Annotated in this window: 21 protein-coding genes; 15 read left to right on the top strand and 6 right to left on the bottom strand. The window is 74.9% G+C overall.

Annotation, left to right across the window (positions count from 1 at the left end):
* The first annotated feature begins 203 nt into the window (after positions 1 to 203).
* The gene (locus ABD948_RS09770) at positions 204 to 620 is read left to right on the top strand and encodes a LysM peptidoglycan-binding domain-containing protein (RefSeq protein ID WP_345265208.1); all 417 of its coding nucleotides are present in this window, start codon (positions 204 to 206) and stop codon (positions 618 to 620) included.
* Positions 621 to 775: 155 nt separating this feature from the next.
* Here ABD948_RS09770 and ABD948_RS09765 read toward each other — a convergent pair whose 3' ends face one another.
* On the bottom strand, positions 776 to 1,045 hold the full coding sequence (locus tag ABD948_RS09765; protein ID WP_345265206.1) for a hypothetical protein: 270 nt from the start codon (positions 1,043 to 1,045) through the stop codon (positions 776 to 778).
* A gap of 97 nt (positions 1,046 to 1,142) precedes the next feature.
* Here ABD948_RS09765 and ABD948_RS09760 point away from each other — a divergent pair, with 97 nt between their 5' ends.
* The 4 genes from ABD948_RS09760 to ABD948_RS09745 all read left to right on the top strand — a co-directional run bounded on the left by ABD948_RS09760 (position 1,143) and on the right by ABD948_RS09745 (position 5,976).
* Complete coding sequence (locus ABD948_RS09760) at positions 1,143 to 1,670, top strand: mismatch-specific DNA-glycosylase (protein ID WP_345265204.1); 528 nt, start codon at positions 1,143 to 1,145, stop codon at positions 1,668 to 1,670.
* A 283-nt stretch (positions 1,671 to 1,953) separates the two neighbouring features.
* Complete coding sequence (nrdR, locus tag ABD948_RS09755) at positions 1,954 to 2,454, top strand: transcriptional regulator NrdR (RefSeq protein WP_345265202.1); 501 nt, start codon at positions 1,954 to 1,956, stop codon at positions 2,452 to 2,454.
* A 257-nt stretch (positions 2,455 to 2,711) separates the two neighbouring features.
* Positions 2,712 to 5,639, top strand: a complete 2,928-nt coding sequence (locus ABD948_RS09750) for a vitamin B12-dependent ribonucleotide reductase (RefSeq protein WP_345265200.1) — start codon at positions 2,712 to 2,714, stop codon at positions 5,637 to 5,639.
* Between the two features lie 130 nt (positions 5,640 to 5,769).
* Positions 5,770 to 5,976 (top strand): hypothetical protein, encoded by a 207-nt coding sequence (locus tag ABD948_RS09745; RefSeq protein ID WP_345265199.1) that lies wholly within the window; start codon positions 5,770 to 5,772, stop codon positions 5,974 to 5,976.
* On the opposite strand, the gene ABD948_RS09740 is transcribed toward ABD948_RS09745, so the two are convergent.
* On the bottom strand, positions 5,958 to 6,923 hold the full coding sequence (locus ABD948_RS09740) for a hypothetical protein (protein WP_345265197.1): 966 nt from the start codon (positions 6,921 to 6,923) through the stop codon (positions 5,958 to 5,960). The two genes, ABD948_RS09745 and ABD948_RS09740, sit on opposite strands and share 19 nt — an antisense overlap.
* 387 nt (positions 6,924 to 7,310) lie before the next feature.
* Here ABD948_RS09740 and ABD948_RS09735 point away from each other — a divergent pair, with 387 nt between their 5' ends.
* From ABD948_RS09735 to ABD948_RS09695, 9 genes are all read left to right on the top strand, one after another.
* A complete protein-coding gene (locus ABD948_RS09735; protein ID WP_345265195.1) occupies positions 7,311 to 8,558 on the top strand; it encodes a DUF2786 domain-containing protein in 1,248 nt (415 codons plus the stop codon).
* A 4-nt stretch (positions 8,559 to 8,562) separates the two neighbouring features.
* Positions 8,563 to 9,564, top strand: coding sequence for an ADP-ribosylglycohydrolase family protein (locus tag ABD948_RS09730; protein ID WP_345265193.1), 1,002 nt, complete (start codon positions 8,563 to 8,565; stop codon positions 9,562 to 9,564).
* 153 nt (positions 9,565 to 9,717) lie between these two features.
* Positions 9,718 to 10,293 (top strand): nuclease-related domain-containing protein, encoded by a 576-nt coding sequence (locus tag ABD948_RS09725; RefSeq protein ID WP_345265191.1) that lies wholly within the window; start codon positions 9,718 to 9,720, stop codon positions 10,291 to 10,293.
* A gap of 128 nt (positions 10,294 to 10,421) precedes the next feature.
* On the top strand, positions 10,422 to 11,108 hold the full coding sequence (locus ABD948_RS09720) for a nuclease-related domain-containing protein (protein WP_345265189.1): 687 nt from the start codon (positions 10,422 to 10,424) through the stop codon (positions 11,106 to 11,108).
* A 73-nt stretch (positions 11,109 to 11,181) separates the two neighbouring features.
* A complete protein-coding gene (locus ABD948_RS09715) occupies positions 11,182 to 14,133 on the top strand; it encodes an alpha/beta fold hydrolase (protein WP_345265187.1) in 2,952 nt (983 codons plus the stop codon).
* A complete protein-coding gene (locus ABD948_RS09710; RefSeq protein ID WP_345265185.1) occupies positions 14,130 to 14,966 on the top strand; it encodes an ABC transporter permease in 837 nt (278 codons plus the stop codon). Before ABD948_RS09715 ends, ABD948_RS09710 begins: the two co-directional genes overlap by 4 nt.
* A gap of 109 nt (positions 14,967 to 15,075) precedes the next feature.
* A complete protein-coding gene (locus tag ABD948_RS09705) occupies positions 15,076 to 18,429 on the top strand; it encodes an SNF2-related protein (RefSeq protein WP_345265183.1) in 3,354 nt (1,117 codons plus the stop codon).
* 185 nt (positions 18,430 to 18,614) lie between these two features.
* The gene (locus ABD948_RS09700; RefSeq protein ID WP_345265181.1) at positions 18,615 to 21,362 is read left to right on the top strand and encodes a class F sortase; all 2,748 of its coding nucleotides are present in this window, start codon (positions 18,615 to 18,617) and stop codon (positions 21,360 to 21,362) included.
* Positions 21,363 to 21,445: 83 nt separating this feature from the next.
* The gene (locus tag ABD948_RS09695; RefSeq protein ID WP_345265179.1) at positions 21,446 to 22,186 is read left to right on the top strand and encodes a hypothetical protein; all 741 of its coding nucleotides are present in this window, start codon (positions 21,446 to 21,448) and stop codon (positions 22,184 to 22,186) included.
* Here ABD948_RS09695 and ABD948_RS09690 read toward each other — a convergent pair.
* The 3 genes from ABD948_RS09690 to ABD948_RS09680 form a co-directional block, all read right to left on the bottom strand.
* Entirely contained in the window at positions 22,168 to 22,893 is a 726-nt protein-coding gene (locus ABD948_RS09690; protein ID WP_345265177.1) for a hypothetical protein, read from the bottom strand. The two genes, ABD948_RS09695 and ABD948_RS09690, sit on opposite strands and share 19 nt — an antisense overlap.
* Positions 22,894 to 23,097: 204 nt before the next feature.
* The gene (locus ABD948_RS09685; protein WP_345265175.1) at positions 23,098 to 23,700 is read right to left on the bottom strand and encodes a mismatch-specific DNA-glycosylase; all 603 of its coding nucleotides are present in this window, start codon (positions 23,698 to 23,700) and stop codon (positions 23,098 to 23,100) included.
* A gap of 42 nt (positions 23,701 to 23,742) precedes the next feature.
* Entirely contained in the window at positions 23,743 to 24,156 is a 414-nt protein-coding gene (locus tag ABD948_RS09680) for a VOC family protein (protein ID WP_345265173.1), read from the bottom strand.
* A gap of 76 nt (positions 24,157 to 24,232) precedes the next feature.
* On the opposite strand from ABD948_RS09680, the gene ABD948_RS09675 reads away from it, so the two are divergent.
* A complete protein-coding gene (locus tag ABD948_RS09675; protein WP_345265171.1) occupies positions 24,233 to 24,667 on the top strand; it encodes a hypothetical protein in 435 nt (144 codons plus the stop codon).
* Between the two features lie 9 nt (positions 24,668 to 24,676).
* Here the strand turns inward: ABD948_RS09675 and ABD948_RS09670 are convergent, their stop codons facing one another.
* Positions 24,677 to 26,026, bottom strand: a complete 1,350-nt coding sequence (locus tag ABD948_RS09670) for a phosphodiester glycosidase family protein (RefSeq protein WP_345265169.1) — start codon at positions 26,024 to 26,026, stop codon at positions 24,677 to 24,679.
* Positions 26,027 to 26,041: the final 15 nt, after the last annotated feature.

The following is a 26,041-nucleotide window of genomic DNA, read 5'->3' as shown; positions in this document are numbered from 1 at the left end:
GCACCCCGGGCGCCGGCCCGGCCGGTCGACACGCCGATCGAACACGCGTTCGGCGTGGTGCTTGATTCTGTTCGAACACCTGCTCTACCATCGAGCACGTGTTCGATCGAACCTGTGGTCGAACACCGGTTGCGCCGGAGGTTGTCGGTGGCGACCACTAGACCTTCGCTCGACAGCGACACCCCCTTCCCCAGGAGTCCACGATGAGCACCACCTACGCCCTGCGCACCACCGACGAGAACGTCACCCACCTGCCGGCCCGACCCGCGTTGCGCGTGGTCGCCCCGGCCGGCGAGGAGTCCGGCCCGGCCTGGCAGGACGTGCGTCCGGGCGCATCCCTGCGCCTGACCCGGCGCGGTCGCGCCGTGGTGCTGGCGGCCGGCCTGCTTCTCGTGCTGGCGGTGTTCCTGCTGGTGCCCGGGGGGTCCTCGGCCAGCGGCGAGGACCGGACCGAGGTGGTCACCGTGGGCACCGGCCAGACCCTGTGGCAGATCGCCTCGGTGCGTGCCGAGGGCGGCGACGTGCGTGAGATGGTCGAGCACATCAAGGACCTCAACGGGCTCGACTCGGGGATCCTGCTGGCCGGCCAGGACCTGCGCGTGCCGGCGCTCGTCGACTGACCGGTCGACGCATCGGTCGGCGACCCGCCGACCACACGAGCTCCGTCCGCCACCGCTTCGACCCCGGTGGCGTCGACGGGCCGGGGAAGACGAGGGGCGGAGCCGCCGACGGGCGGGTCCGCCCCTCGCGGCGTCCGGGCCCGGGTCTGCTGCTCCTACTCGGGTGGTCGGGTGATGCCGAGGGCGCGCAGCAGTCGGGCCACCAGCATGAGCGTCACGAACAGGCAGGCCACCGCGCCCACGGCGCTGAGGGCCAGCCACCCCCAGCCTCCCTCGCCGCTGCGGGCGGCCGCCCCGACGTCGATCGCGGCGACGACCAGGTAGCCCCAGGCCACCAGGGTCAGGGTGATGCCGGCAGCGAGCAGGGCGATCTCCGGCCGGAAGCCCTGCCTCCGGCGCTGACCCGCCCGCTTGCCCCTCGCCACCGCGCCATTGTGCGCGATCCAGGTCGCCGCCGGGTGCGGGGATCGCCGGTGGGCGCCAGATCGCGGACCTCGCACCGGCGCGGGGTACCGCCCGGGCATGGAGATCCTCCCCGACGTGGTCGGGCCCGCGCCGCGCATCGTCTTCTGCGGCATGGCCGGCGCGCAGAGCCCGCGCTCGCGCGAGCACCGCTACGACTCGCCCGGCAACGACTTCTGGCGCCTGATGCACCTCAGTGGGCTGGTGCCGCGGGGATGGGGTCCCGCGCAGGAGGGACGCCTGCCCGAGCTCGGCCTCGGGACGACCGACCTGGTGCGCCACCGGGGGGAGGGGGAGGTGCCCGACCGTCACGAGGTGCCCGAGCTCGTGGCACGGGTCGAGCAGTGGGCTCCGGACTGGCTGGCGTTCACCAGCAAGACGGTGGCAGCGGTGGTGGCCCGTCATCTCGGAGAGCGCCGGCCGCTGCTCGGACCCGCGGACTGGACGGTGGGCCCGGCGCAGGTGTTCTGCCTGCCGGGCTCGAGCGGCGCCAACCGGCGACGCGACTACGACGGTCGTCCCGACCGTCTCTCCTGGTGGATCACCTTGGCCGAGGTGGCCGGGTTCGAGTCCTCGGCGGGCCGCTGACCTGCGCGGATCCGTCACGGGAGTGGTGTGGTCCGGACCGGTGGCGGATCGCGTCGCGGAGCCGCTTGCATCCCTGGTGGCGCGGGCGTACGGTGGCCACAACATCTAGTACTTACAACGGTGTAGTTATCCACATCTAGTTCACACCCGGGGCCGGGATGGTCCCCAGTGGCGCGGATGTTCTCCACAGGGAGAGACGAGATATCCACACCTCAGCTCCCTCCGTGGCGAGGTCTCCTCGTCGCGCCCTCGACCTGCCGACCAACCGTGAGGAGGCCTCGCCATGCACTGTCCGTACTGCCGGGCCGTCGACACCCGGGTGATCGACTCGCGGGTCTCCGACGACGGGTCCTCGATCCGCCGTCGGCGCAACTGCCCGGCGTGTGAGCGTCGGTTCACGACGGTCGAGCTCATGCAGCTCACCGTGGTCAAGCGGTCGGGCGCCACCGAGCCCTTCGAGCGCGAGAAGGCCGTCAGCGGCGTCCGCAAGGCCTGCAAGGGGCGGCCGGTCAGCGAGGACCAGCTCGCCTGCCTGGGCCAGGAGGTCGAGGACGCGCTGCGCCTGGCCGGCGCCGCCGAGATCCGGGCCCACGAGGTCGGGCTCGCCATCCTCGGCCCCCTGCGTGCGCTCGACGAGGTGGCCTACCTGCGCTTTGCCTCCGTCTACAAGGCCTTCGACTCCGCCGACGACTTCGAGTCCGAGATCCGTGACCTGCGCGCCGAGCGCGACCCGCGGATCCCCGACACCCCGGCCGCCCTGGCCGACCCAGCCCCCAGCGGCTGACACCAGACCGCCCGGCAGGTAGTGGGGAAGCTGCCTGCCGGGCGCACCACCTCGTCTCCCCCGACGAGTCGGCCCACGAGGCCGGCCCCACCCCCCGACGACCAGCCCCACCTCACCCCCCGACCGGACACCCACGACGCCCGACGACTGTCGGTGGTCGCTGGTTCAGTCATCCACGCAGCGACCCGCAGCCACCCGCAGCCAGCCGCAGCACCGCACCTCACGAGCACGACGACGCATCAGGGACCAGGAGAGCCATGACCGAGACCGCCCACCCCCGCACCGCCGACCAGCAGGGTCGAGGTGCCCGTGGCCTGAGCATCCAGCGCGTCTTCAGCACCGAGGGGGTGCACCCCTACGACGAGCTCACCTGGGAGCGCCGCGACGTCGTGCAGACCAACTGGAAGTCCGGCGAGACCGTCTTCGAGCAGAAGGGCGTGGAGTTCCCCTCCACCTGGTCGCTCAACGCCTCCACCATCGTCACCACCAAGTACTTCCGCGGGGCGCTGGGCACCGAGGCCCGCGAGCGCAGCCTGCGCCAGCTCGTCGACCGCGTCGTCCTCACCTACGTGGCCGCCGGCCGCGAGCACGGCTACTTCGCCACCGACGCCGACGCCGAGATCTTCGAGCACGAGCTGACCTGGCTGCTGGTCAACCAGTACTTCTCCTTCAACAGCCCCGTCTGGTTCAACGTGGGCACCCAGTCGCCGCAGCAGGTCTCGGCCTGCTTCATCCTGGCCGTCGACGACTCGATGGACTCGATCCTCAACTGGTACAAGGAGGAGGGGTTCATCTTCAAGGGCGGCTCCGGTGCCGGCCTCAACATCTCCCGCATCCGCTCCTCCAAGGAGCTGCTGCGCTCCTCCGGTGGCACCGCGTCGGGCCCGGTCTCCTTCATGCGCGGCGCCGACGCCTCCGCGGGCACCATCAAGTCCGGTGGCGCCACCCGCCGCGCGGCCAAGATGGTCGTCCTCGACGTCGACCACCCCGACATCGAGGAGTTCGTGGAGACCAAGGCGCGCGAGGAGCACAAGATCCGCGCGCTGCGCGACGCCGGGTTCGACATGGACCTCGGTGGCACCGACATCACCTCGGTGCAGTACCAGAACGCCAACAACTCCGTGCGCGTCTCCGACGAGTTCATGCGCGCCGTCGAGGACGGCACCGACTTCGGTCTGCGTGCCCGCACCACCGGCGAGATCATCGAGCGCGTCGACGCCCGCGACCTGTTCCGCAAGATCAGCCAGGCCGCCTGGGAGTGCGCCGACCCGGGTCTGCAGTACGACGACACGATCAACGACTGGCACACCAACCCCGAGACCGGCCGGATCACCGCCTCCAACCCGTGCTCGGAGTACATGTCGCTCGACAACTCCTCGTGCAACCTGGCCAGCCTGAACCTGCTCAAGTTCCTCAAGGACGACGACACCTTCGACGCCGAGCTGTTCGCCCAGGCCGTCGAGGTGATCATCACCGCGATGGACATCTCCATCTGCTTCGCCGACTTCCCGACCGAGGCGATCGGCGAGACCACCCGGGACTACCGCCAGCTCGGCATCGGCTACGCCAACCTCGGCGCCCTGCTGATGGCCATGGGCCTGGGCTACGACTCCCACGGCGGCCGCTCGATGGCGGCGACGATCACCTCGCTGATGACCGGCGTGTCCTACCGCCGCTCCGCGCAGCTGGCCGAGGTCGTCGGTCCCTACGCCGGGTACGCCCGCAACGCCGCGGCCCACCAGCGCGTGATGCGCAAGCACCAGGCCGCCAACGACGCCGTGCGCACCCTGCACACCTCCGACACCGCCGTGCACCGCCTCGCCACCCAGGCCTGGTCCGACGTCGTCCGCCTCGGCGCCGACCACGGCTTCCGCAACGCGCAGGCCTCGGTGCTCGCGCCCACCGGCACCATCGGCTTCATGATGGACTGCGACACCACCGGCATCGAGCCGGACTTCTCGCTGGTCAAGTTCAAGAAGCTGGTCGGCGGCGGCTCCATGCAGATCGTCAACCAGACCATCCCGCGCGCGCTGCGCAAGCTCGGCTACCAGCCCGAGCAGGTCGAGGCGATCGTCGACTACATCGGCGACAAGGGCCACGTCATCGACGCCCCCGGTCTGCGCACCGAGCACTACGAGATCTTCGACACCGCGATGGGCGCGCGCTCGCTCAAGCCGATGGGCCACGTGCGAATGATGGCGGCCTGCCAGCCGTTCCTCTCCGGCGCGATCTCCAAGACCGTCAACCTGCCGGAGTCCGCCACGGTCGAGGAGATCGAGGAGGTCTACCTGCAGTCGTGGAAGCTCGGCCTCAAGGCGACCGCCGTCTACCGCGACAACTGCAAGGTCGGCCAGCCGCTCTCCGACGGCGGCTCCACCGCGAAGGACGACGCCGCCGCCAAGGTGGCCGACGCGGCGGGTGCTGCCGGTGAGACCAAGGTCGTGGAGAAGGTCGTCTACGCCCCCACCCGCAAGCGCCTGCCCAAGTCGCGCACCTCGCGCACCACGAGCTTCACCGTCGGTGGTGCCGAGGGCTACATGACCTCCGGTGCCCACGACGACGGCGAGCTCGGCGAGGTCTTCCTCAAGCTCGGCAAGCAGGGCTCCACCCTGGCCGGCGTGATGGACGCCTTCTCGATCGCGGTCTCGATCGGCCTGCAGTACGGCGTGCCGCTGGAGACCTACGTCTCCAAGTTCACCAACCTGCGCTTCGAGCCGGCCGGCCTGACCGACGACCCCGACGTGCGGATGAGCCAGTCGATCATGGACTACATCTTCCGCCGCCTCGCGCTGGACTACCTCTCCTTCGAGGACCGCGCCGCGCTCGGGATCTACTCCGCCGAGGAGCGCCAGCGCCACCTCGAGACCGGCTCCTACGAGCCCGTCGAGGAGACCGGCGCCGCCTCGGAGCTGATCGAGGTCGAGGAGAAGCCGGCGGCCGCTGCGGTGGAGGCCGAGGTCGTCGAGGACTCCGAGCCCATCGACCACCTGATCCCGCGCAAGGCCGAGGCTGCTGCCGAGGCCACGCCGACCGCGGGCCGCCCGCGCACCAGCGCCGAGCTGCTCGAGGCCATCACCGGCACCGCCGTGGACTCCCCGCTGTGCATGACCTGCGGCACCAAGATGCGCCCCGCCGGTTCCTGCTACGTCTGCGAGGGCTGCGGCAGCACCTCCGGCTGCAGCTGACCTGACCGACCGGTTCCACGGAAGAGGGCGGCCCTCCACGACGGAGGGCCGCCCTCGTGGTGGTGCCCGGGACGGCTCGAGTCCGTCGAGCCGAGGATCGCCCCCCCGCCCTCTCGGATCGGAGAACGGGATGGCCGCCTTCCTCGTCGTCGCAGCGGTGATCGTCGTGCTCGCGGTGGCACTCCTCGTCGACTGGTGGCGCAGCGGCCGGATCAAGCAGGCCCACGCCGCCGGGAAGATGGTCGGGGTGCCCGGGCGAAGGAGCGCGCGTCCCGGGACCGCCGGGCGCGAGGCGGCCGGCCTGCGCGACAACCAGGGTCACGTCGGAGGCGTCTGAGCAGCGGGCGCACCGCTGCGCCCGGCCAGCGGGCGCCACTGCCACCACGGGTAGTGGTACTCGCCCTGCTCCACCTGGTAGCGCCGGCCGCAGGCGGTGCACACGCAGATCCGGTCCGGCTCCCACTGCCGCTCGTTCGGCACGGTGCCCTCCACGCGCACGTGGCCGCGCTGCTGCTCCCTCGCCACGTCGTGGAGGAGGTGGTCGGGGTAGGCCGTGCACAGGCACTCCCCGTCGGCGACCAGCTGGAGGCGGGTCAGTGCGTGCCGCACGTGCGTGGCGTTCTGGATCAGCGCACCCCCGAGGTCGAGCCCGGCGGTCGCCGAGCGGATCGCGGGCAGGGCCGTCACCAGCGGCGCCAGCAGCTCCGGATCACGGGTGCCGATGACCGTCCAGGTGGCCGAGAGGACCCGGGACGGCTCACCGGAGAGCAGGTCCTGCACCAGCGGCGACTCCAGTGCCCGTTCCTCGGCGCCGGGAGGGCCCAGCCAGTCGCGCTCCAGCACGAGGAGGGCGAGCTTGGTGTCTGCGGGCGCGGTGCGCGAGCTGTCGACCAGCAGCGCCGCATAGGCACCCCGTCGCCACCACACCGCGCTCGTGGCGCCCAGGGAGCGGACCAGGCCCGCGGGCGCGCTGCGCCGGTCGTAGTCGCCCGGAGGCGTCGAGGCGTCGTCGGTGAACCGGGTGGCGTCGAAGCGGTGGCGAGTGCCCCACCGGCGGTCCGCCAGGTCGAGCAGCGGGGCGGTGAGAGCAGTGATCTCGGCGGGCGTTGCGCCTGACGCCAGCGGCAGCACGTGCGTCAGCCAGAGCGTCTCGCCCTCGAGGCCCTCCAGCTCCCAGGTCAGCGACGCATCGCTGCCCGGCTCGGGCCAGGGAAGGTCGACCATCCGCTCCGCCGCACGCAGCACCTGGTCGGCGCTGGCCTTGACGATGGTCTCCTCGCTCACGGGGGCATCTTGCCCTCACCGGGTGCGATCCCAGGCACTGTCGGTGCGCGGTGACACCATGCCTCGCGGGGTCGCCGAGGCGAAGGGGGACACATGGGGAGCAACAGCAGGGCACGGCGGGCAGCCAAGGTAGGGGCACGCGATCGGCAGCGTCGGGTTGCCGCGGGGGTGCGTGCACCGGGACCCGAGGTGCGACCCGAGCCGGAGCCGGCGCAGGATGTCGGGGCGCACCGCCGCGCAGCGCTCGCGCGGTTGAGGGCGGCGCAGCGTGGGGGAGGCAAGGAGGAGCTCGGGCATGCGCAGGAGGCGTGGGATGCGATCGAGGAGCAGCTGCGGCTCGATGACCTCCGCGAGGCGGAATGGCGCTCGCAGCAGGAGGCCGAGCTCATGAGCGACGCGATGGACACCCGCGTCCGCGCGGAGGAGGGGTGGCTGCAGCTGCTGCAGGCGGTCCGTGGAGCCGTCCATCGTGTCCCAGCGCGTGCGGATGCCTTGGCGTTGATGCCCACCGCCGAGGTCGACGCGGTCGGGGAGCGGCTGCTCACCGGGCTGCTGCCGCACCTGTGGCGGGCCGGCTGGCAGCCCGCCGAGGTGGTGCGGCACGTGCGCCGGGAGGCCTCGGCGGCGGCCGCCTCGCTGGCGGAGCTGGCGATCCGGGTCGAGGACGCCGGCCGCACCGGTCAGGGCGTCGACCCGCGGTGGGCGCAGCAGGTGGCCGATCTCGACCACGCCCGGATCTCCACGCGCGGCGGTTGGCTCTCGGCGTGGCGACGCGCTCGCAGGCTCGACGAGGCGAGCGCCTACGAGGCGGCGGTGCAGGTGATGGGCGTGCTCGAGACCGTACCCGTGCTCGACGTGCTCGTCCCGCCGCCCGGGGCCGGCGCCGAGTCACTCACCGTGGTGGGCGTGCTGGCCGGAGGCGCCGCGGACGACCCGGTGCTCGGTCGTATCCGCAAGCTGCTGGCCAAGGCCGAGTCCACCGAGTTCGAGGGTGAGGCGGAGTCGCTGACCGCCAAGGCCCAGGAGCTGATGACCCGCCACGCCGTCGACCTCGCCGCGGTCCAGGTCGCCGCCGGTGACGGCGGCGCCCGCGACGACGTGCCCCGGATGATGCGGCTGCCTGTCGACGCGCCCTACGCCGACGCGAAGTCGCACCTCGCAGCGGTGGTGGCGCGGGCCAACCGGTGCCGCGCGGTGCTGCTGAGCCGGCTCGGGCTGTGCTCGGTGCTGGGCCACGCCCGCGACCTCGAGGTCGTCGAGCTGCTCTTCACCTCGCTGCTGGTGCAGGCCCAGCAGTCGCTCACCGCCGCGGGGCGGCGTGCGGGCGCTGGCAGCCAGCTGCGCAGCAGCAGCTTCCGCGCCTCCTTCTACCTCGGCTTCGCGCTGCGCATCGGGGAGCGCCTCGAGGCAGCCAACGAGGTCGCCATCACGCAGGCCGGTGCCCAGGGCACGAGTGCCCTCCCGGTGCTGCGATCGCGGGAGCAGGCGGTCCAGGACGCCTTCGACGAGCGCTACGGCGAGACGTTGGTGAGCAGCGGGATCCGCGGCGGCTACGACCCCACCGGCCACCACCTCGGCCGCAACGCTGCCGACCGGGCGCGCCTGGACTCCGGCCAGCTGCCGGGCCGAGGATGACCCGGTGAGTGCGACGACGCAGGAGATGCTCGACCGCGCCGTCGGAGTGCTGCTCGGGCAGGCCATCGGCGACGCGCTCGGTGTGCCCTACGAGTTCGCCACGCCGCCCGGCCCCGGCGAGCACGCCCAGATGCTGGGTGGTGGCCTGGGTGACTTCGCACCGGGGGAGTGGAGCGACGACACGGCGATGGCCGTCGGTGTCGCCGAGGGGCTGCTGGCGGCGCGACGTGGCGGCGGCAGCGTCGACGACGAGGTCGCCGCCCGCTTCCTGGCCTGGTACGACGACGGCCCGGCCGACATCGGCAACCAGACGGCGGCCGTGCTGGGTGCCACCCGCCGCGCGCTGGCCGGCCCCGACGTGGGCGCCGGTCCCGGCGCCGTGATGCGCCGCGAGGCGCAGGCCTTCGCCCTCGAGCACCCGCACAGTGCCGGCAACGGTGCGCTGATGCGCACCGGCGTCGTCGCGCTGGCCCACCTGGAGGACCGCGCCACCCTGGCGCAGTCCGCCCGGGCGATCGCCGGCCTGACCCACGCCGACCCGCTCGCCGGCGACTCCTGCGTGCTGTGGTGCGAGTCGGTGCGCCGGGCCGTGCGGGAGGCGGTGCTGCTCCCCGCGGCCGGGCTCGATCTCCTGCCCGAGGACCGCCGCGCGCCGTGGGCGCAGTGGCTGCGCGAGGCCGTCGACCCCGTGCGCGCCGCCGCCGAGCCGGTGCCCGGTCGCACCTTCACGCCGAACGGGTTCACCGTCACCGCCCTGCAGGCCGCCTGGGCCGCCATCGCCACCACCCAGGAGGAGGGCGGCGAGCAGGGGCCGGCGGAGGGGCTGCACGCGGCCGTCCGGATCGGCGACGACACCGACACGGTCGCCGCCATCGCCGGCACCCTGCTGGGCGCCCGCTGGGGGGCCGCGGCGTGGCCGACGCCCTGGCGCGAGTCGGTGCACGGGTGGCCGGGGCGGCGCGCGGACGACCTCGAGGCCGTGGCGCGGGGGTTGGCCGAGAGCTGACCAGATCTGGCCGGGGGCAGGCCGGGAGCAGGCCGTGCCACCACCAGCACCCACCCGGGTGGTTTCGCCGTCCGATCGGTCAGTCCTGCCCCGAACCCCTGGGCGAGCAGCGGCGACGTCCCTACCGTCGAGGGGTCACCGAGGGAGGGCCTGATGACTGCAGGGCGCGGCGAAGGCGCGCGGGCGACGGAACAGCGGTTCCGTCGTCTGGCTGAACGTTGGGTCGCCGGACGCGAGTCCACCCACGCCACCGCCGTGGCGCTCTCGGCGCTACCACCCTCGGAGTGGGTGGTGCTGCACGAGCCCGCCCGTCCCGGCCGATCGCGGCGCGGGTGCGACCACCTGGTCGTGGGCCCGGCAGGCGTCGTCGTCATCGACTCGGCCAGCTGCGCCGGGTACGACCGCGACGACCCCGTGATGACCACGGAGGGACTCCCGCACCCCCGGGTGGTCCGCGACGTCCAGGCGTCGGCCGACGCGGTCTCCGAGCGGGTGCCCGGCCGGGTGGCCGCCAGCGTCTGGCCGGTGCTGTGCGTGGGCTGGAACCTGCCGCGCGGGATCACGGTCGGCCGGACCCGGGTCACCTCGCCGGCGATGCTGCCCCTGCTGCTCGCCGACCTGCCGCCGGTGCTCTCGGCGCCGCACGTGGTGGCGGTGGCGCACGGGCTACGCCAGGACCTCGCCTCGCGGAGCACCGCCCGAGCCGGCCGTGGCCGCTCCGCAGGCTGACCCGCGCGGGCCCCACGAGGTCCCGCGCCCTGGTCCGTCCGGGTGGTGCACGACGGACCGATCGTCGCGCAGAAGCGGGTGGCGAGTGGGTACTGGTCCTGCAAGCCCCGCCCCCAGGAGGTGACACCGTGCGCCACACCCCTCAGCATCAGCACACCCCCGCCGAGCACCAGCTGCACGCCCTCGACGGCGCCGCACCCGTGCGCGCCTTCGCGCCGCTGCACCGCTACGGCTGGACGGTGCTGCACGACGTCGCCTGGCCCGAGCGTCGCTTCGCCACCATCGACCACGTCGCCGTCGGCCCGGCCGGTGTCTTCGTCGTGGTCTCCACCACCGACCCCGGCGTGCTGACCTCGCTGGCACCTGCGTCCACGGCGGACCCGATCCCCGTGCGTCCCGAGCTGGAGGAGGTCCTGGCGGCCGCCACCGCACTGCGCCAGGTGCTGCCCGAGTGGGTCGCGGATCGGCTCCAGCCCATGGTCAACGTGGTGAGCAGCGCACCGCACGAGTCGCAGGCGCACGGGGTGCTGGTCTGCTCGACCACCAGCCTGCCCGACGTCGTGGCGTCCTGGCCCGCCGTGTGGGCCGAGTGGCAGACCTCGGTGGCCGTCGACGACGTGCGCGAGGCGGTGCGACGCGACCTCCGCGGTCCCCGCGCCCTTCCGCCGCAGCGCCCGGCGCCCCGACACCGCACCCGCGCCCGGCTCGGGATGGCGGCCGGCGCCGCCGCCCTGGCGGGCAGCTCGGTGGCCTTCGCCAGCCAGACGGCCCTGGTCGCCGAGACCGCGCAGCTGCTCAGCGGCCTGCTCGCCTGACCTGAGGGCGCGCAGTCGCCGGTCGCACCGGACCCGCGCGCCCACGTCACCACGGGTCCCGGAGAATGGCGCGGTGAGACACCGACGACGCCGAGGCGGCGCACCCGGCCGACGCGCGGCCGTCGTCGTGACGGTCCTGCCGGCGCTCCTGGCGGCGCTCCTGCTGGTGACCCCGGCCCAGGCGATCCAGGCAGCCCCGGCCAGCGCGGCGGAGCAGGAGCGCCCGGAGGGTGGCACGCCCCTCACGGTGGCCGTGACGCCGGAGCCCGACGGCGGGCAGGTGAGCCTGGAGGCCACGCTGTTCCTGCCCCCGGAGGGCACCGCCGGTGCCGACGACGACGGCCGCTACGCGGCCGTGATGCTGGCGCACGGGTTCGGCGGCAGCCAGGACGACCTGTTCGCGCAGGCGCGCGAGCTGGCGGCGGAGGGCTTCGTGGTGCTGACCTGGACCGCCCGCGGCTTCGGCGGGTCCGGGGGCCGGATCCACCTGAACGCACCCGACTACGAGGTCGACGACGTCAGCCGGCTGCTCGACCTGCTGGCCGCCCGGCCCGAGGTGCGCCTCGACGCCGCGGGGGACCCGCGCGTCGGCATCGCGGGCGGTTCCTACGGCGGGGCGATCGCGCTGCTCGCCGCCGGCTCCGACGACCGCGTCGACGCCCTCGTGCCGGCGATCACCTGGCACGACCTGGCGCAGAGCCTGGTGCCCCAGTCCGTGGTCGGATCGACGGCCGGGGACGCCGCGCCGCAGTCCCCGGCCGCCGTCGACCCCGTGGCCACCGCCGGGGTGTTCAAGAAGCGCTGGGCCTCGCTGTTCTTCGCCTCCGGCCTCGGGTCGAGCCAGGGCGGCGACGCCGAGGCGGCTGCCGAGGGCGGCTCCTGCGGTCGCTTCGACCCCACGGTGTGCCGTGCCTTCCTGCGCGCCGCCACCACCGGCGTCGCCGACGAGGCGACCCTCGAGCTGCTGCGCGCCAGCTCGCCGGCCGCGGTGCTCGACCGCGTGGAGGCGCCCACCCTGCTGGTGCAGGGCGCCCAGGACTCGCTGTTCGGTCTCGACCAGGCCGACGCCACGGCCCGCGCGCTCGCCGCGGCCGGCACGCCGGTCGCCGTCCGCTGGATCGACGGCGGCCACGACGCCGCCGCCGACACCTCCTTCGCCGAGGACCTGCTGGACCCCTCGCTGGCGTGGTTCGACCACTACCTGCGCGGGGGGCCCGACCCCGGCGCCGCGTTCGACTTCACCCTGCCGGTCACCGGGCTCGACGACGGTCCGCCCGAGCGTCGCCGGGCCGGTGAGTACCCGTTGGCCGCCACCGACGGAGCCGGCGCCGACATCGACAGCGCGGTCGTCGAGCGCGAGGCCCTCGACCTCGCCGGTGGCACCCAGACCCTGGTCGCCCCGCCGGGCGGCGAGCCGGCCGCGCTCACCAGCCTGCCCGGCACCGGCCCCCTGCTGCAGGCCACCGGCCGCGCGGGAGCCGGCTACCCCCTCGCCGCACTGCCGGGGGAGTCGGCGGTCTTCGAGTCCCAGGCGCTCGCCGAGCCGTTCACCGTCGTCGGGTCACCGCGGGTGCGGCTGGCGGTCACCTCCTCGGTCGCCGACGCCGTGCTGTTCGCCTCGCTGTGGGTGGTGAGCGCCGACGGCACCGCCACCCTGCCGCGCCAGCTGGTGGCGCCGATGCGCCTGGAGGGACTGACGCCGGGCGAGCCGCGCGAGGTCGAGGTGGCGCTGCCGGCGTCGGCCTACCGGGTGCAGGAGGGGCAGCGGCTGCGGCTGGTCGTCTCCACCACCGACGCCGCCTACGCCCTGCCGGCCGACCCGCGGCTGTACCGCGTGGGGCTGGCCGACGGCGCACCCGACGCCCTGGTGCTGCCGAGCGTGCCCTCCGAGCGGGTCGAGGCCGCCGGTCGGCTGGTGCCCCCGGCGCTGCTCGGCGTCGTCGCGGCGCTGCTGCTGCTCGCGCTCGTCTCGGCCCTGGTGGCCCGGCGCCGTCGTCGCGCCCCCGTGCCCGCCCCCGGGCTGGAGGACGTGCCGCTGGTGGTCGAGGGCCTGGTCAAGGCCTACCGCAACGGCTTCCGTGCCGTCGACGGCGTCTCGTGGCGCGCCGAGCGCGGGCAGGTAGTGGGCCTGCTCGGCCCCAACGGCGCCGGCAAGACCACCACCATGCGGATGCTCGTGGGCCTGATCCGCGCCGACGCCGGCACCGTGCACGTGCACGGCGAGCCCGTGGTGGCGGGCTCGCCCGTGCTGCGTCGCGTGGGCGCCCTGATCGAGGGGCCCGGCTTCCTGCCGCACCTCTCGGGCCGTGAGAACCTGCACGCCTACTGGGCGGCCACCGGTCGCCCCGAGCACGAGGCCGGCTTCGAGGAGGCCCTCGAGGTGGCCGACCTCGGCGTCGCCGTCGAGAAGCCTGTGCGCTCCTACAGCCAGGGCATGCGCCAGCGGCTCGGGATCGCGCAGGCCATGCTCGGGCGACCCGAGGTGCTGCTGCTCGACGAGCCCACCAACGGCCTCGACCCGCCACAGATCCGTGCGATGCGCGGCGTGCTGGCGCGCTACGCAGCCGCCGGCCGCACCGTCGTGGTCTCCAGCCACCTCCTGGCCGAGGTCGAGCAGACCTGCAGCCACGTCGTGGTGATGCACCGCGGGCGGGTGGTGCTCACCGGCGAGGTCGCCGAGCTGCTGGAGGGCTCGCAGACCACCCTGATCGGTGTCGAGGGTGGCCGCGAGGAGGCGCTGCGCGCCGCGCTGCTGCTCGGCGCGCTGGAGGGCTCCGACCGGCTCGAGGAGGTCGACGTGGACCCCGACGGTCGCGTGCGGGTGCGCGGCCGGGTGCCGCGCCCACGCCTGGTGACGGCCCTGGTGGGCGGACGGGTCGCGGTCTCCTCGGTCGACGGGCGCCGTCACCTCGAGGAGGTCTTCATGGGGCTGGTCGGCGAGGACCGCCCCGCGCAGGTGGCCGACGTGGGTCAACCGGACAGCCAGCCGACGAGCCGGTCGGAGAAGCCGGGGGGTGCGCGATGAACGACCGACGTGCGGTGCGCTCCGCGGCGCCGCTGCCGCTGCGCGCCGAGCTGCGCCGCCAGCTGGGTCGCCGTCGAACGCTGCTGACCTTCGGCTTCCTGCTGCTGCTCCCGCTGATCCTGGTGGGCGCCTTCGCCCTGGGTGACGGCGGCTCGGGTCGCGGTGCGAGCTTCGTCGACCTCGCCCAGGTGGGGCCCGCCAACTTCACCGTCTTCGCGCTGTTCGCCAGCACCGGCTTCCTGCTGGTGGTGGTAGTCGCGCTGTTCGGCGGCGACGCGGTGCCGGCCGAGGCCAGCTGGGCCTCGCTGCGCTACCTGCTGGCCGCGCCGGTGCCGCGCGGGCGGCTGCTGCGGGTCAAGCTGCAGGTGGCGCTGCTCTCGAGCGCTGCCGCGCTGGTGGTGCTGCCGGCGTGGTGTCTGGTCGTCGGCACGGTCGCGTACGGCTCGACGCCGTTCGAGGGCGCCGGCGGCGACCGCCTCGACTGGTCGCAGTTCTGGCCGCGGCTGGCGCTGATCGTGGGCTACCAGCTGGTGAGCCTGCTGTTCGTGCTGGCGCTCGCCTTCTGCGTGGGCGTGGTCACCGACGCGCCGCTGGGTGCTGTGGGCGCGGCGGTGCTCGTCACGATCGTCTCCTCCATCCTCGACAGCATCGAGGCGCTGGGCGGGTTGCGCGAGGCGCTGCCCACCCATGCCCAGTTCGCGTGGGCCGACGCACTGCGCGAGGAGGTCGCCTGGTCGGGCATGGCCACGGGTGCCCTGTGGTCGCTGGCCTACACGGTGGTGCTGCTGGGCGCGGCGTTCTACCTCTTCTCGCGCAAGGACGTGCTCAGCTGACGCGCGGCCGGTGCTCTCCACGGGCCGGGCGGCGACCCGCGCGGCTGTCGGCGCCCCTCGGTAACCTCCAGCACTCGGGGCCGGCGGGCCCGTCGGGGGGAGGTAGGCGATGACGCAGCAGGACCTGGTCGACCTCGTCGACCCCTCCCTGGGGCACGACTTCGACGCCGGCACGCTCCAGCGTGCCCGCGCCCTGCTCGCCCAGCACGCCGTCGCCCGGCTGCGCGTCGAGCGCGATCCCGACGTCGTGCACGCCACCGCCGCGGTGGCGGGGTCCGGCTACGTGCCCTACGAGGTGCACGCGTGGCTGCGGCGCACCGACCACCCGGCCGCCCGCGCCGCCGGCGAGGAGGTCGTCGTCACGACCTCCTGCACGTGCCCGGTCTCCCGCCAGTGCAAGCACGGCGCGGCCACCGTCTGGGCGGCGCTGGACCAGGCCGAGCAGCAGCGCCGACCGGTCTGGGAGACCACGCTCGAGACCGTCCTGGAGGAGCTCGCCGAGCGGCCGCGCCGCAGCGGCGCACCCAGCGCCCTCGCCCTCCAGATCGACCTGCTGGCGCCGAGCGTCGGCGCGGGGTGGCGCGGTGGGCCGGTGCTGCTGATGCGGCCACTGCGCCGCAACGCCAAGGGCACCGCGTGGATCAAGAGCGGCGTCGGCTGGAACCGCCTCTCGCTGGGCACCGACCCGCACGCCTTCGTGCCCGAGCACCTCGAGGTGCTGAGCCAGCTGCAGGCGGCCTCCACCGGGTTCCGCACCTACTCCTACGGCAACGACGCGCTGGCGCTGGGCGACGTCGGGCCGCGGCTGTGGCGGCTGCTGCAGCGCGCCGTCGAGCTGGGCGTCGAGCTGGTGCCCGCGGGCGCGCTCGCCGAGGTCGAGGTGACGCCCGAGGAGCTCGAGGCGAGCGTCGAGCTGCGTGGGGGTGAGCCGGGGGAGCAGCTCCCGGGTGCGGCGGGCGTGGTCGCCGCGGCGGGCGAGCCGGGCGTCCTGGCCGAGCTCGGCGTGCAGGCGCAGGGCCGCTGGTGGTCGGGGCGGTCGCTGGTGCCGGTCGGGCGGCCGGCGCACGGCGTCGCCCTGCTGGAGCAGCTGCCCGGCCCGAGCGTGGCCTACCGCGCCGTGCTCGCCGGTCTCTCGCGCCCGCTGCCCGCCGCCGTCGCCCGCCTGGCGCAGGAGCCGCTGTGGGTGCCGGCGCAGGCGCGCGCGAGGTTGGAGGCGGAGTACCTGCCGCGCCTGGTGCGCCAGCTGCCGGTGGCCTCGCGCGACGGTGCCGTCGAGGTGGCGCGACCCGAGCCACCCCGGCTGCTGCTGCAGGTCGACTGGGCCGAGGCCACGCGTGCCGCGCTGCGCTGGCGGTGGGCCTACGGGCGCGGTGAGGGCGTCGTCGAGCACGGGTTGACCGACGCCGACCAGGAGCGCGACCCGCGGGGTCTGCGCGACCCCGAGGCCGAGCAGGAGCTGCTCGCCGAGGTGGTGGGCAGCGGGCTGGTCGACCACCTGCTGAGCGCCGGGGCGCTGCGCGAGCACGACGAGGTGGCGGGCGCCGCCGCGCTCGCGCTGGGGCGCTGGGTGCTGCCCGCGTTGCGTGAGAGCGGGCTGGTGGAGGTGCGCGAGACCGCGGCGCCCACCTTCCGCGAGGCCGAGGGGGCGCCCAGCATCCACGTCGGCGCCGAGGAGGGCGCCGGCCCGGCCGGGCGCGGTGCGGGCGGTGGGCAGGACTGGCTGGACCTGTGGGTCACCGTGCGCATCGACGACGAGCAGGTGCCGCTACCCACCGTGCTGGAGGCGCTCACCCTCGGCGAGCCGCTGATCGTGCTGCCCAGCGGCCTGTTCTTCCCCACCGACCACCCGGCGCTGACGCGGCTGCGCGAGCTGGTGCAGGCCGCGGCCGAGATCCACGGCACCGGCGAGGACGACGAGGAGGGCCTGCGGGTCTCGGTCGACGACGTCGACGCGTGGACCACCCTGGCCGAGATCGCGGAGATCGACCGTGCCGCCGCCGCATGGGCCGAGCGTGCGGAGGCGCTGCGCGACCTCGACGAGCTCCCCGAGCGGCCGGTGCCGACCGGGCTCGTCACCGAGCTGCGCGCCTACCAGCGCACCGGCTTCTCCTGGCTGGGCTTCCTTCGCGAGCACGGCCTCGGCGGCGTGCTGGCCGACGACATGGGGCTGGGCAAGACCCTGCAGGTGCTGGCGGCGATCGCCGAGGCGAGGGGTGCGGGCAGTGCGCCGTTCCTGGTGGTGGCGCCCACCAGCGTCGTCGGGGCCTGGGTCTCCGAGGCGGCCCGGCACGCACCGGACCTCACGGTGGTGGCGGCCACCGGCTCGTGGTCGCGGCACGGCGGTGCCGCCGAGCTGGCCCGGCAGCTGGAGACCGCCGACGTCGTCGTCACCAGCTACACGCTGCTGCGCCTCGACGAGGTGTACGCCACCCACGAGTGGGGCGGCCTGGTGCTCGACGAGGCCCAGCACGTGAAGAACCACCGCTCCAAGGGGCACGCAGCGGTGCGGGCCATCCGGGCGCCCTTCCGGGTCGCGGTCACCGGCACGCCGTTCGAGAACCGGCTGCTCGAGCTGTGGTCGCTGCTCAGCATCACCAACCCCGGGCTCTACCCGCACCCCGCCCGCTTCAGCCGCCACGTCGTGCGCCCCATCGAGGCGGGCGAGGAGGAGGCGCTCGTGCGGCTGCGCCGTCGGCTGCGGCCCTTCCTGCTGCGCCGCACCAAGGAGGTCGTGGCCGCCGACCTGCCGCCGAAGCAGGAGCAGGTGCTCGAGGTCGAGCTGGCGCCGCGGCACCGCACCCTCTACGACACCCACCTGCAGCGCGAGCGGCAGCGCATCCTCGGGCTGCTCGAGGACTTCGACGAGAACCGCGTCGCCGTCTTCGCCGCCCTCACCCGGCTGCGCCGCCTGGCGCTGCACGCCGGGCTCGTCGACGCCGAGCACGAGGGGCTGCCCTCGGCCAAGCTCGACGTGCTGGTCGAGCACCTGCACGAGCTGGCCGCCGAGGGCCACCGGGCGCTGGTGTTCAGCCAGTTCACCAGCTTCCTGACCCGGGTGCGTGCCCGCCTCGACGACGAGGGCATCGCCAGCGCCTACCTCGACGGCTCCACCCGCGACCGGCCGGCCGTCGTCGAGGGGTTCCGCAGCGGGCAGCAACCGGTGTTCCTGATCAGCCTCAAGGCCGGCGGGGTGGGGCTCACCCTCACCGAGGCCGACTACGTCTTCGTGCTCGACCCCTGGTGGAACCCCGCCGTCGAGGCGCAGGCCGTCGACCGGGCCCACCGGATCGGCCAGACCCGCTCGGTGCACGTCTACCGCCTGGTCTCCGCCGAGACCATCGAGGAGAAGGTGATGGCGCTCAAGGAGCAGAAGGCGCAGCTGTTCGCCGATGTCCTCGACGGCGGCGGCGGGTTCGGCGCGGCCATCGGTGCCGACGACATCCGGGCGCTCTTCGAGGACTGATCGCCGGGCCGACGCGGCCCGACGGGTGACGACGGACACCGCCACGGCCCACCTCTCGTCCACAGAGCCGGGGCGCGACGGGGTTCTCCACAGGCCGGCGTCACGGGCGAGCGCGATCAGGCCGTCGCGGGCGAGGGTCGTGCGCACCAGCGACGACCAGCGACGACCCGACTCGGAGGATCCTCATGCCCGCACCACCGACCGTGACCACCCGGCCCCGACCTCGCCGTCGGTCGGCCCTGACCCTGCTGCTGGGGGTGCTGGGCCTGCTCGTCGGCGCCGTGACCCCGGTGCTGGCACCGCTGGCGGCGCCCTCGCTCGCGCCGCAGGCCGCCGCCGCCACCGTGGCGCCCGACGCGGCCTGCCGGCGCCTGGACCCGAACCTGGTGCGCGGCGTCTGCCTGCGCTACACCCTCGGCGGACGCACCGCCCACACCTGGCTGGGCACCTACCGCACACCCGACGGCTCGATCTTCTTCTGCATCGACTGGCTCTTCGACTCCCGCCTGCCCAGCCGGGCGCGGGAGGTGAGCACCGAGGACCTGCGCAACCAGCTGGGTCGGCGCATCGGCGACGCCGAGGTCGCCGCGCTCAACCAGCTGATCTCGCGGTGGGCGCCGCGCGGCTCCACGGGCAGCGACGTGCGCGACGCCGCCATCGCGCTGATCGTGCGCGAGGTGATGAGCGACGGCGAGCGCCGCGGCGGCGTCGTCTACCCGGCGGGCCTCGAGGTGGGCGAGCAGGTGCAGCCGCCGGTGGGTGGGCTGCCGGGTCCGGTGCTGCCGACCGCCGAGCGGATGTGGCAGGAGGCCTCGCGCTGGCGTGGCCCCTACCGGCTGCGGCTGACGACGCGCGCCGAGGGTCCGATGCGCCTGGGCCGGGCCCGCGCCTACCGCGTGGTGGTGCGCGCGGCGACCGGTGCCGCCGTGCCGGGACTGCGGGTGCGGCTGCGCTGCAGCGGTCCGGTGCGCTGCCCGGAGTCCGTGCGCTCGCGTACCCGCCCGGTGCGGGTGCTGCTGCGACCCGCCGGGCTGGGTCGGGTGGTGCTGCGCGCCGAGGTGGAGGGCCCGGCCGCCGACGGCCGGCTGCACGTCGTGCCGGGGTGGCGCCCCCACGGCGGGCCGCTGGCCCGGGACGCCGGGGTGCAGCGCGGCTGGATCGCCGGTCGCAGCACCGCGCGCGCCGCCGTCAGCGCCCGGGCGGACGTGCGCCGCGCCCGGCCGCGCGTGGTCACGGAGACCTCGGCGGCGGTGGTGCGGCCCGGAGAGCCCGTGCACGACGTGGTGCGGGTCAGCGGAGCGCCGCGCGGCTACCGCGCCACGGCGGTGGCCACCTTCTACGGTCCCTACGCCGAGCAGCCGGGTCGCGAGGACTGCCGCCCCGGGCAGGAGGCGGCGCAGGTGCGCTTCGCCGTGCGGGGCAACGGGACCTACCGCACCCCGGCGGTCACCGTGACCGAGCCCGGCTACTACACGTGGGTGCAGGAGCTGCCGGGCGGCCGCCGGGCGCTCGCGGTGCGCACGCCGTGCGGACTGGTGCCCGAGACCACCCGGGTGGCGAAGGCCCAGCCGGTCGTCACCACCGAGGTGTCGCGCCAGCGCGTCACCGTGGGGGCGCGACTGCGCGACACCGTGACGGTGAGTGGGCTGGGCCCGGCGCTGCCGGTCACGGTGCAGTGGACGCTGCACGGTCCGCTGCCCGACCGGTCCGGCTCGTGCGCCGGCCTGGCCTGGAGCGCGGCGCCCGTCGCCGCGCGCGGCCGGCTGGCGGTGCCCGGCGACGGCACCTTCACCACGGCCCCGACCCGGGTGCGCGCCGGCGGCTGCTACACCTACAGCGCCGCCGTCGCGGCCACCGCGCGCAGCGAGGCGGCCGCCCACCCGCCCGGCATCGCCGTGCAGACGGCACTCGTGGAGCGCCGCACGCCGCGGGTCCGCACGCGCGCCTCGCAGCAGCGAGCCCTGGTCGGCGACGTCGTGCACGACCGCATCTGGGTGTCGGGCCTGCCGTCCTGGGGGAGCGCCACGGCCCACTGGACCCTGCACGGTCCGATCGCGCCGCGACCGGACGGCACGTGTGACCGGCTCGACTGGTCGCGCGCCCCGGTGGCCGACCGCGGCGTCGTGGTGGTGCGCCGCAACGGTGAGCACACCGGCGGGCGCACCCGGGTCGCCAGGCCCGGCTGCCACACCTACAGCGTGCGGCTGCCTGCCACCGGTGCCACCGAGGAGGTGCTGAGCCCGGCGGGTCACCCGCTCGAGACCCTGCTGGCCCGGCGCCCGAGCATCCCGTTCGTGCCCGAGGTGCCCACCGGTCCGGTCGGCGGCATCGACCTGCCGGCTCGCGCTGCGCGAGGCGTCCGGGAGCCCGGGCTCGTGCTCCGCGGGGCGGCCACGGGACCCGAGGCCAGCGCGCCGACGGCGCGGGCCGTGCCCCAGCACCGGTGGAGCCGTTACCAGGCCGCGGCCGGCACGATCGAGCCCAGCAGCGGCATGCGGCTGCAGGTGCCGGCGGTCGGCGTCGACGCTCCCGTGCACCGGGTCGGGCTCGACGGCGGCGCGATGGCGGTGCCGGGCGACGTGCGCCGCGTCGGCTGGCTCGGCAGCTCGGCGGCACCGGGTGACCCGATGGGCTCGGCGGTGTTCTCGGGGCACGTCTCCAGCCGGACCGGTAGGCCGGGAGCCTTCGGACGGCTGCGACTGGTGCAGCGCGGTCAGCGGGTGCGCTGGGTGGCCGGCGGCACCACCCACACCTACGTGGTCACCGGGGTGCGCCGCTACTCGCGTGGGGCGGGGGTGCCGGCCGCGGTGTTCCGCACCGACGGGCCGGCGGTGCTCAACCTGGTCACCTGCGCCGGCAGGGTCGCCACCGACACCGGGTTCCACTACACCCAGAACCTGGTGGTGACCGCGCGACGGGTGGGCCCGCGCTGACCCGAGGCCGAGGGGGCGACGGGGCCGGAGTCTTTGCCCACGGGCGCAGACGCGGCCCCGCTCGCCGCCCTATCCTGCCGAGGGTGGCGCCCCACGAACCCCAACGGCCGCCGGCTGAGCCCGGTGACCCCGGCCAGGGCCCGGCGCGGGAGGAGCAGCCGGGCAGCTGGGAGGTCTATCGTCCGGACCCGCCGGGCGCCACCCGGGCCCCCCGTCCCCTTCCCGAGCCGCGACGTGGCTCGGCTCCGCTGCTGGTCGCCCTGGGGGCGATCGCACTGGTGGCCGGAGCCGGCATCGTGGCGGTGGTCGTCCTGGCGGGAGGTGGGGACGCCGAGCAGCAGGGGACGGAGGCGCCGGCACCCGCGATCGCGCAGGAGGTCCGACCGGAGGCGCCACCGCAGCTGCACACCCCGGAGGGGTGGCGCTCGCTGGTGCAGGCGGTGCGCGAGGAGACCGGCGGCACCCGGGCGTTCAGCGTCGTCCTCTACCCCGAGTACGCCGTCCTCGACCTGCCCGTCCAGGCCACGGGGTCCCGCTTCCACTCCTACCGCTTCGACGGCGAGCTCACGATGAGCACGAAGGGCACCAGCCCCTACCGGGTTTTCGACCTGGGGCGGATCGACCCCGCGGTCACGGGTCGGCTGCTGGCCACCGCCCGTCGCGAGCTGGTGGAGGACCCCACGAGCACCTACGCGATCATCCGGCGTCCCGACGAGGGCACGGCCTGGTACTCCGTGTATGCCAGCAACGAGTACTCCGAGTCGGGGTTCATCCAGGCCGACCTGGCCGGCGTCGAGACCCGTCGCTACCTCTCCCCGCCCTGAGCCCCGGCGACCAGACGGACCAGCCGGCGCCCCGTGGGCACGAGGTCGAGGTCGCGGTCGGCGCCGAAGCGGGCGACGCTGGCCATCATCGCCGTCATTCGGCGCTCGAGCTCGCCCCGGTCGCCACCGCTGCCGTAGAAGGCGTGCACGTCGGTCACCGCCTCGGCGGGGAAGAGCTCCTCCACGAGGGCGGCGACAGGCTCGGAGCCCTCGACCACGGGGCCGCGCACCACGTTCTGCACGTAGCCGAACGTGCCCTGGGTGGCGATGGCGACGGGGGTGTGGTCCACCAGCCACCGGTGGCGCCAGGTGGCGTCGTCGAGCTCGGCGGGCCGCCGCAGCAGCGCCACGTTGGCCAGCGCCGGGACCCGCTCGCAGTCGTCCCAGACCTCCGGCGGGGGCAGCGGGCGCCGCTCCTCCACCTCCCACCCGTGCCACTCGCCCGCGAGCGCGGTCACCAGCGAGGTGGCGGCCGCGTGGTCCGCACCGTCGGTCCACAGGCTCACCACGGCCGTGAACGGCTCGCCCGTGCTCAGGCGCAGCGCGCCCGCCACCGGCTCGTCGTCGAGGTTGAGCTGCAGCCGCTCGACGCCAGCGCCCGCCAGCGCGGTGTGCCACGCGGGGTCGAGCAGCGCAGCGTGGTCGACCGCCCTCCCCGCGAACACCAGCTTGCGACCCGTGCCCGCCGACTCCTGAGCCTCACTCATGTACTCACGCTAGAACAGGTTCCACTCGGCGTCACCGACCTGGCGTGAGTGCGCACAGGTGGACCGCCGACCCGTCCTGACAGCGCACGGTTCGACCGCCGACCCGTCCTGAAAGCGCACGGTTCGACCGCCGACCCGTCCCGAGTGCGCACGGGTCGACGACCGAGCCGTCCCTGCTCGCGACAGGTCAGCGGGACGGTGCGGTCAGCCGGGGAGCAGCCCGGCGGCGCGCGCGGGCTCGGCGTAGGCGGCGGCCAAGGTCTCGGTGGTCTCGTGCGCGTTGAGGCCGCTGGGGTTGGGCACCACCCAGAGCTGGGCCCCGTGCAGGTCGGCGGGCTGTCGGCCGGGCGCGGCACGGCGCTCGCCGAAGGCCGTGCGGTAGGCCGTGATGCCGGCGATCGCGACCACGCGGGGGCGGGTGCGCTCCACCAGGGAACTCAGGCGCACGGCACCCTCGCGCAGCTCGTCGTCGCGCAGCTCGGAGGCCTTGGCCGTGGCGCGGGGCACCACGTTGGTGATGCCGATGCCGAGCGAGCGCAGGGCCGCGCGGTCGGCGTCGGTCATGCCGGCGGCCGGGTCGATGCGCTCGGTGAGGATGCCGGCGCGCAGCAGCGCCGGGTAGAAGCGGTTGCCCGGGTGGGCGAAGTGGGTGCTGGTGGCCGCCGTCCACAGACCCGGGTTGATGCCCACGAACAGCAGCGCCAGCGGAGGGTCGTCGGCCCCGGGCAGCCGGTCGGGCACCTCGGCGTCGCGGAAGGCCTCCAGCTCGGCGCGGGTGAAGCTGCGCCGCGCACCCGGGGTCGTCATGCCAGCAGGGTGCCAGGCGCCCCGCGCCGCACCGCGGCGAGGTCAGGCCACGAAGATGCAGAACGGGTGGCCGGCGGGGTCGGCGAACACGTAGAGCGGCTCCTCGGGGTCGTCGGTGCGGTCGAGCAGCAGTCGGGCGCCGAGCTCCTCGGCCCGCGAGCGCTGCCGCTCGAGCTGCGCCGTGTCACCCACCGTCAGGTCGAGGTGCAGCTGCATGGGCACCTCGGGGTCGGGCCACGTGGTCGGCGTCAACCGGTGCACCTGCTGGACGGCGAGCCGCCGCTCACCCTGCTGCGTGGTGAGCACCAGCCAGTCGACGTCGTCCGGGCTGTCGTCGGAGGGGGGCTCGTCGCCGGGTCGGTAGCGGAGGCCCAGCAGCTCGCGCCAGAACTCGGAGAGTCGCCGAGGCTCGGTGGTGTCCAGCACGGTGTGCAGCAGCTGCGGGTGGTCGCTCACCCCACCAACCTCGCCGTCGGCTGCTCGCGGGTCAAGGAGTGCGGAACCGGCAGGTCGGCAGTAGCGTCCGACCACCATGAGCCGTCGCGTCCTCCACCTGCTGCCCGTGCTCGTGCTGGTGGTGCTGCCGGCAGGGTGCGGCGAGTCCTCACCGACCACCGGCTCCACGACCTCACGCAGCTGGGAGCTCGTCGAGATCCTCGACGCCACCGCCGCCGGGGGCTCGGTGAGCAGCCGCCCGGTGCCGGTGGGCACGGCCGAGCAGCAGCGGGCGCTGACCCGCGACCTGACCCGACCCGAGCTCGCGCGGCGGCTCGCCGAGGTGGTGGCCGAGCACGAGACCGCACCCGGACGCCGGCTCGTGGGCGCGATCGTCGCCATCGGCTGCACGCCGCCCACCGAGGTGACCTACGACGACGGGCTGGTGCGGCCGCCGCCGTCCGGGGCGCAGGTGCAGTGCCTGGCGCCGGTCACCTCGCTCGCGGTGCTCGAGGTGCCGGCCGAGGGCTGACCAGCTGCGTCAGCGCGGTGCGCGGTAGGTCAGCTGCAGCCCGTTGGGCACGGCGCGCTGCGCGCCGTCCGACGGCGTGTTGACGGTGCGCAGGCCGCCGCGCGGGCCGCGCGCGAGCATGGTGGAGGAGCCACCGCCGTCGAGGTTGAGGGCGTCCTCGGCGCCGAGGTCGATCATCTTCTGCGCCAGCTCGACCATGGTGTAGCCGCGGCTCACCGAGGAGCGTCCGTCGACCACCAGCAGCAGCAGCGAGCGGGTGTCGCGGTCGAACCCGACGGCGGTGCGCGGGTGCATCTCGCGGTCGTCGACGACCTCGACGAGGCCGTCGCGCAGCAGGATCTTGTTGCCGGTGATGGCCATGCGTGGCTTGCCCTCGAGCCAGCGGCGCAGGGTGAGTCGCTGGCCCTTGCGAGCCCCGGCCAGCTGGCGAGCCCCCTCGCCGCGGCCCACGTAGACGGTGCCGCGGATCGGCTGACCGGCGGGGAGCGTCGTGCGGTTGGCCACCACGCGCCCCTTCTCGACGACGACCATGCGCACGTCCCGCTTCTGGCCGCCCACCCACCGCGCGCCGGCGGTGGTGCCCCAGGCCCGCGTGTAGACGCCGATGCCGCCGGGGCGGACCTCGGGGGAGTTGAGGTGGCTGATCCGCCAGGCCGGACGCTCCACGACACGGGTCAGCAACGGCAAGGTGTCGACCTCGTAGCGGCCGCTGCGCGTGAGGAAGAAGGCGGCGTTCCAGCCGTCGACCGGCGCGTGTCGCAGCCCCCGCTCGCGCGCGGCGCCGACGCCGAGCGGCGCGCCGGTGTCACCGATGTCGAAGAAGTCGCCGTTGACGGCCGCGACGACGGGCTTGCGGTTCGCGACCATCGTGCGCAGCGGCACGGTACGGCTGACGGCACCGGCGTCGAGGTAGTCGACCGCGAGGCCGGGCGTGCGCAGGTTCGCCGTGACCAGCTGCATGCGCACCGGGCCGCGCTTGGTCGCCTCGTCCCACTCGGTGACCGAGACGCCGGGGCTGACGGCGACGCGTCGCGGCACCGTGGTGCGGCCGATGCCGCGGCGCGACGGCGGCAGCGTGCGAGCGACCGGGCCGGGGACGCCGTCGGAGGAGTGCAGCCAGCGGGAGGGCACGCGCGGCCCGCGCGGCTGGGCCTGGGGCAGGGCGCTGTCGGCGGCCACCTCGACCCCGTCGGGGGTGAGGACGGTGGCGGTGAGCGCACGGTCCGGGCTGGAGATCGGCGAGCGTGGGTCCTCGGCGGTCGCGGGCGACGTCGTCAGCGGGGCGACGAGCGCGAGCGTCGCGAGGAGCGCGCCGAGGGCGAGGGGCGTGCGGGTGGCACGGGGGGAAGGGGTGTGCACCGCACCCAGGGTAGG

The organism is Nocardioides nanhaiensis (assembly GCF_039542785.1).
Classification (GTDB): Bacteria; Actinomycetota; Actinomycetes; order Propionibacteriales; family Nocardioidaceae; genus Nocardioides; species Nocardioides nanhaiensis.
The sequence above is the reverse complement of the archived record's forward strand: the minus strand, read 5'-3'. Positions and strand labels throughout refer to the sequence as shown.

What these genes read in the sequence shown, in the direction of transcription:
- ABD948_RS09705 (WP_345265183.1), top strand. Translation starts at nt 15,076, where the DNA reads ATGACGCAGCAGGACCTGGTCGACCTCGTCGACCCCTCCCTGGGGCAC.
- ABD948_RS09760 (WP_345265204.1), top strand. Translation starts at nt 1,143, where the DNA reads ATGGAGATCCTCCCCGACGTGGTCGGGCCCGCGCCGCGCATCGTCTTC.
- ABD948_RS09690 (WP_345265177.1), bottom strand. Translation starts at nt 22,893, where the DNA reads ATGAGTGAGGCTCAGGAGTCGGCGGGCACGGGTCGCAAGCTGGTGTTC.
- ABD948_RS09675 (WP_345265171.1), top strand. Translation starts at nt 24,233, where the DNA reads ATGAGCCGTCGCGTCCTCCACCTGCTGCCCGTGCTCGTGCTGGTGGTG.
- ABD948_RS09750 (WP_345265200.1), top strand. Translation starts at nt 2,712, where the DNA reads ATGACCGAGACCGCCCACCCCCGCACCGCCGACCAGCAGGGTCGAGGT.
- ABD948_RS09700 (WP_345265181.1), top strand. Translation starts at nt 18,615, where the DNA reads ATGCCCGCACCACCGACCGTGACCACCCGGCCCCGACCTCGCCGTCGG.
- ABD948_RS09710 (WP_345265185.1), top strand. Translation starts at nt 14,130, where the DNA reads ATGAACGACCGACGTGCGGTGCGCTCCGCGGCGCCGCTGCCGCTGCGC.
- nrdR (WP_345265202.1), top strand. Translation starts at nt 1,954, where the DNA reads ATGCACTGTCCGTACTGCCGGGCCGTCGACACCCGGGTGATCGACTCG.
- ABD948_RS09725 (WP_345265191.1), top strand. Translation starts at nt 9,718, where the DNA reads ATGACTGCAGGGCGCGGCGAAGGCGCGCGGGCGACGGAACAGCGGTTC.
- ABD948_RS09685 (WP_345265175.1), bottom strand. Translation starts at nt 23,700, where the DNA reads ATGACGACCCCGGGTGCGCGGCGCAGCTTCACCCGCGCCGAGCTGGAG.
- ABD948_RS09770 (WP_345265208.1), top strand. Translation starts at nt 204, where the DNA reads ATGAGCACCACCTACGCCCTGCGCACCACCGACGAGAACGTCACCCAC.
- ABD948_RS09745 (WP_345265199.1), top strand. Translation starts at nt 5,770, where the DNA reads ATGGCCGCCTTCCTCGTCGTCGCAGCGGTGATCGTCGTGCTCGCGGTG.
- ABD948_RS09735 (WP_345265195.1), top strand. Translation starts at nt 7,311, where the DNA reads ATGAGCGACGCGATGGACACCCGCGTCCGCGCGGAGGAGGGGTGGCTG.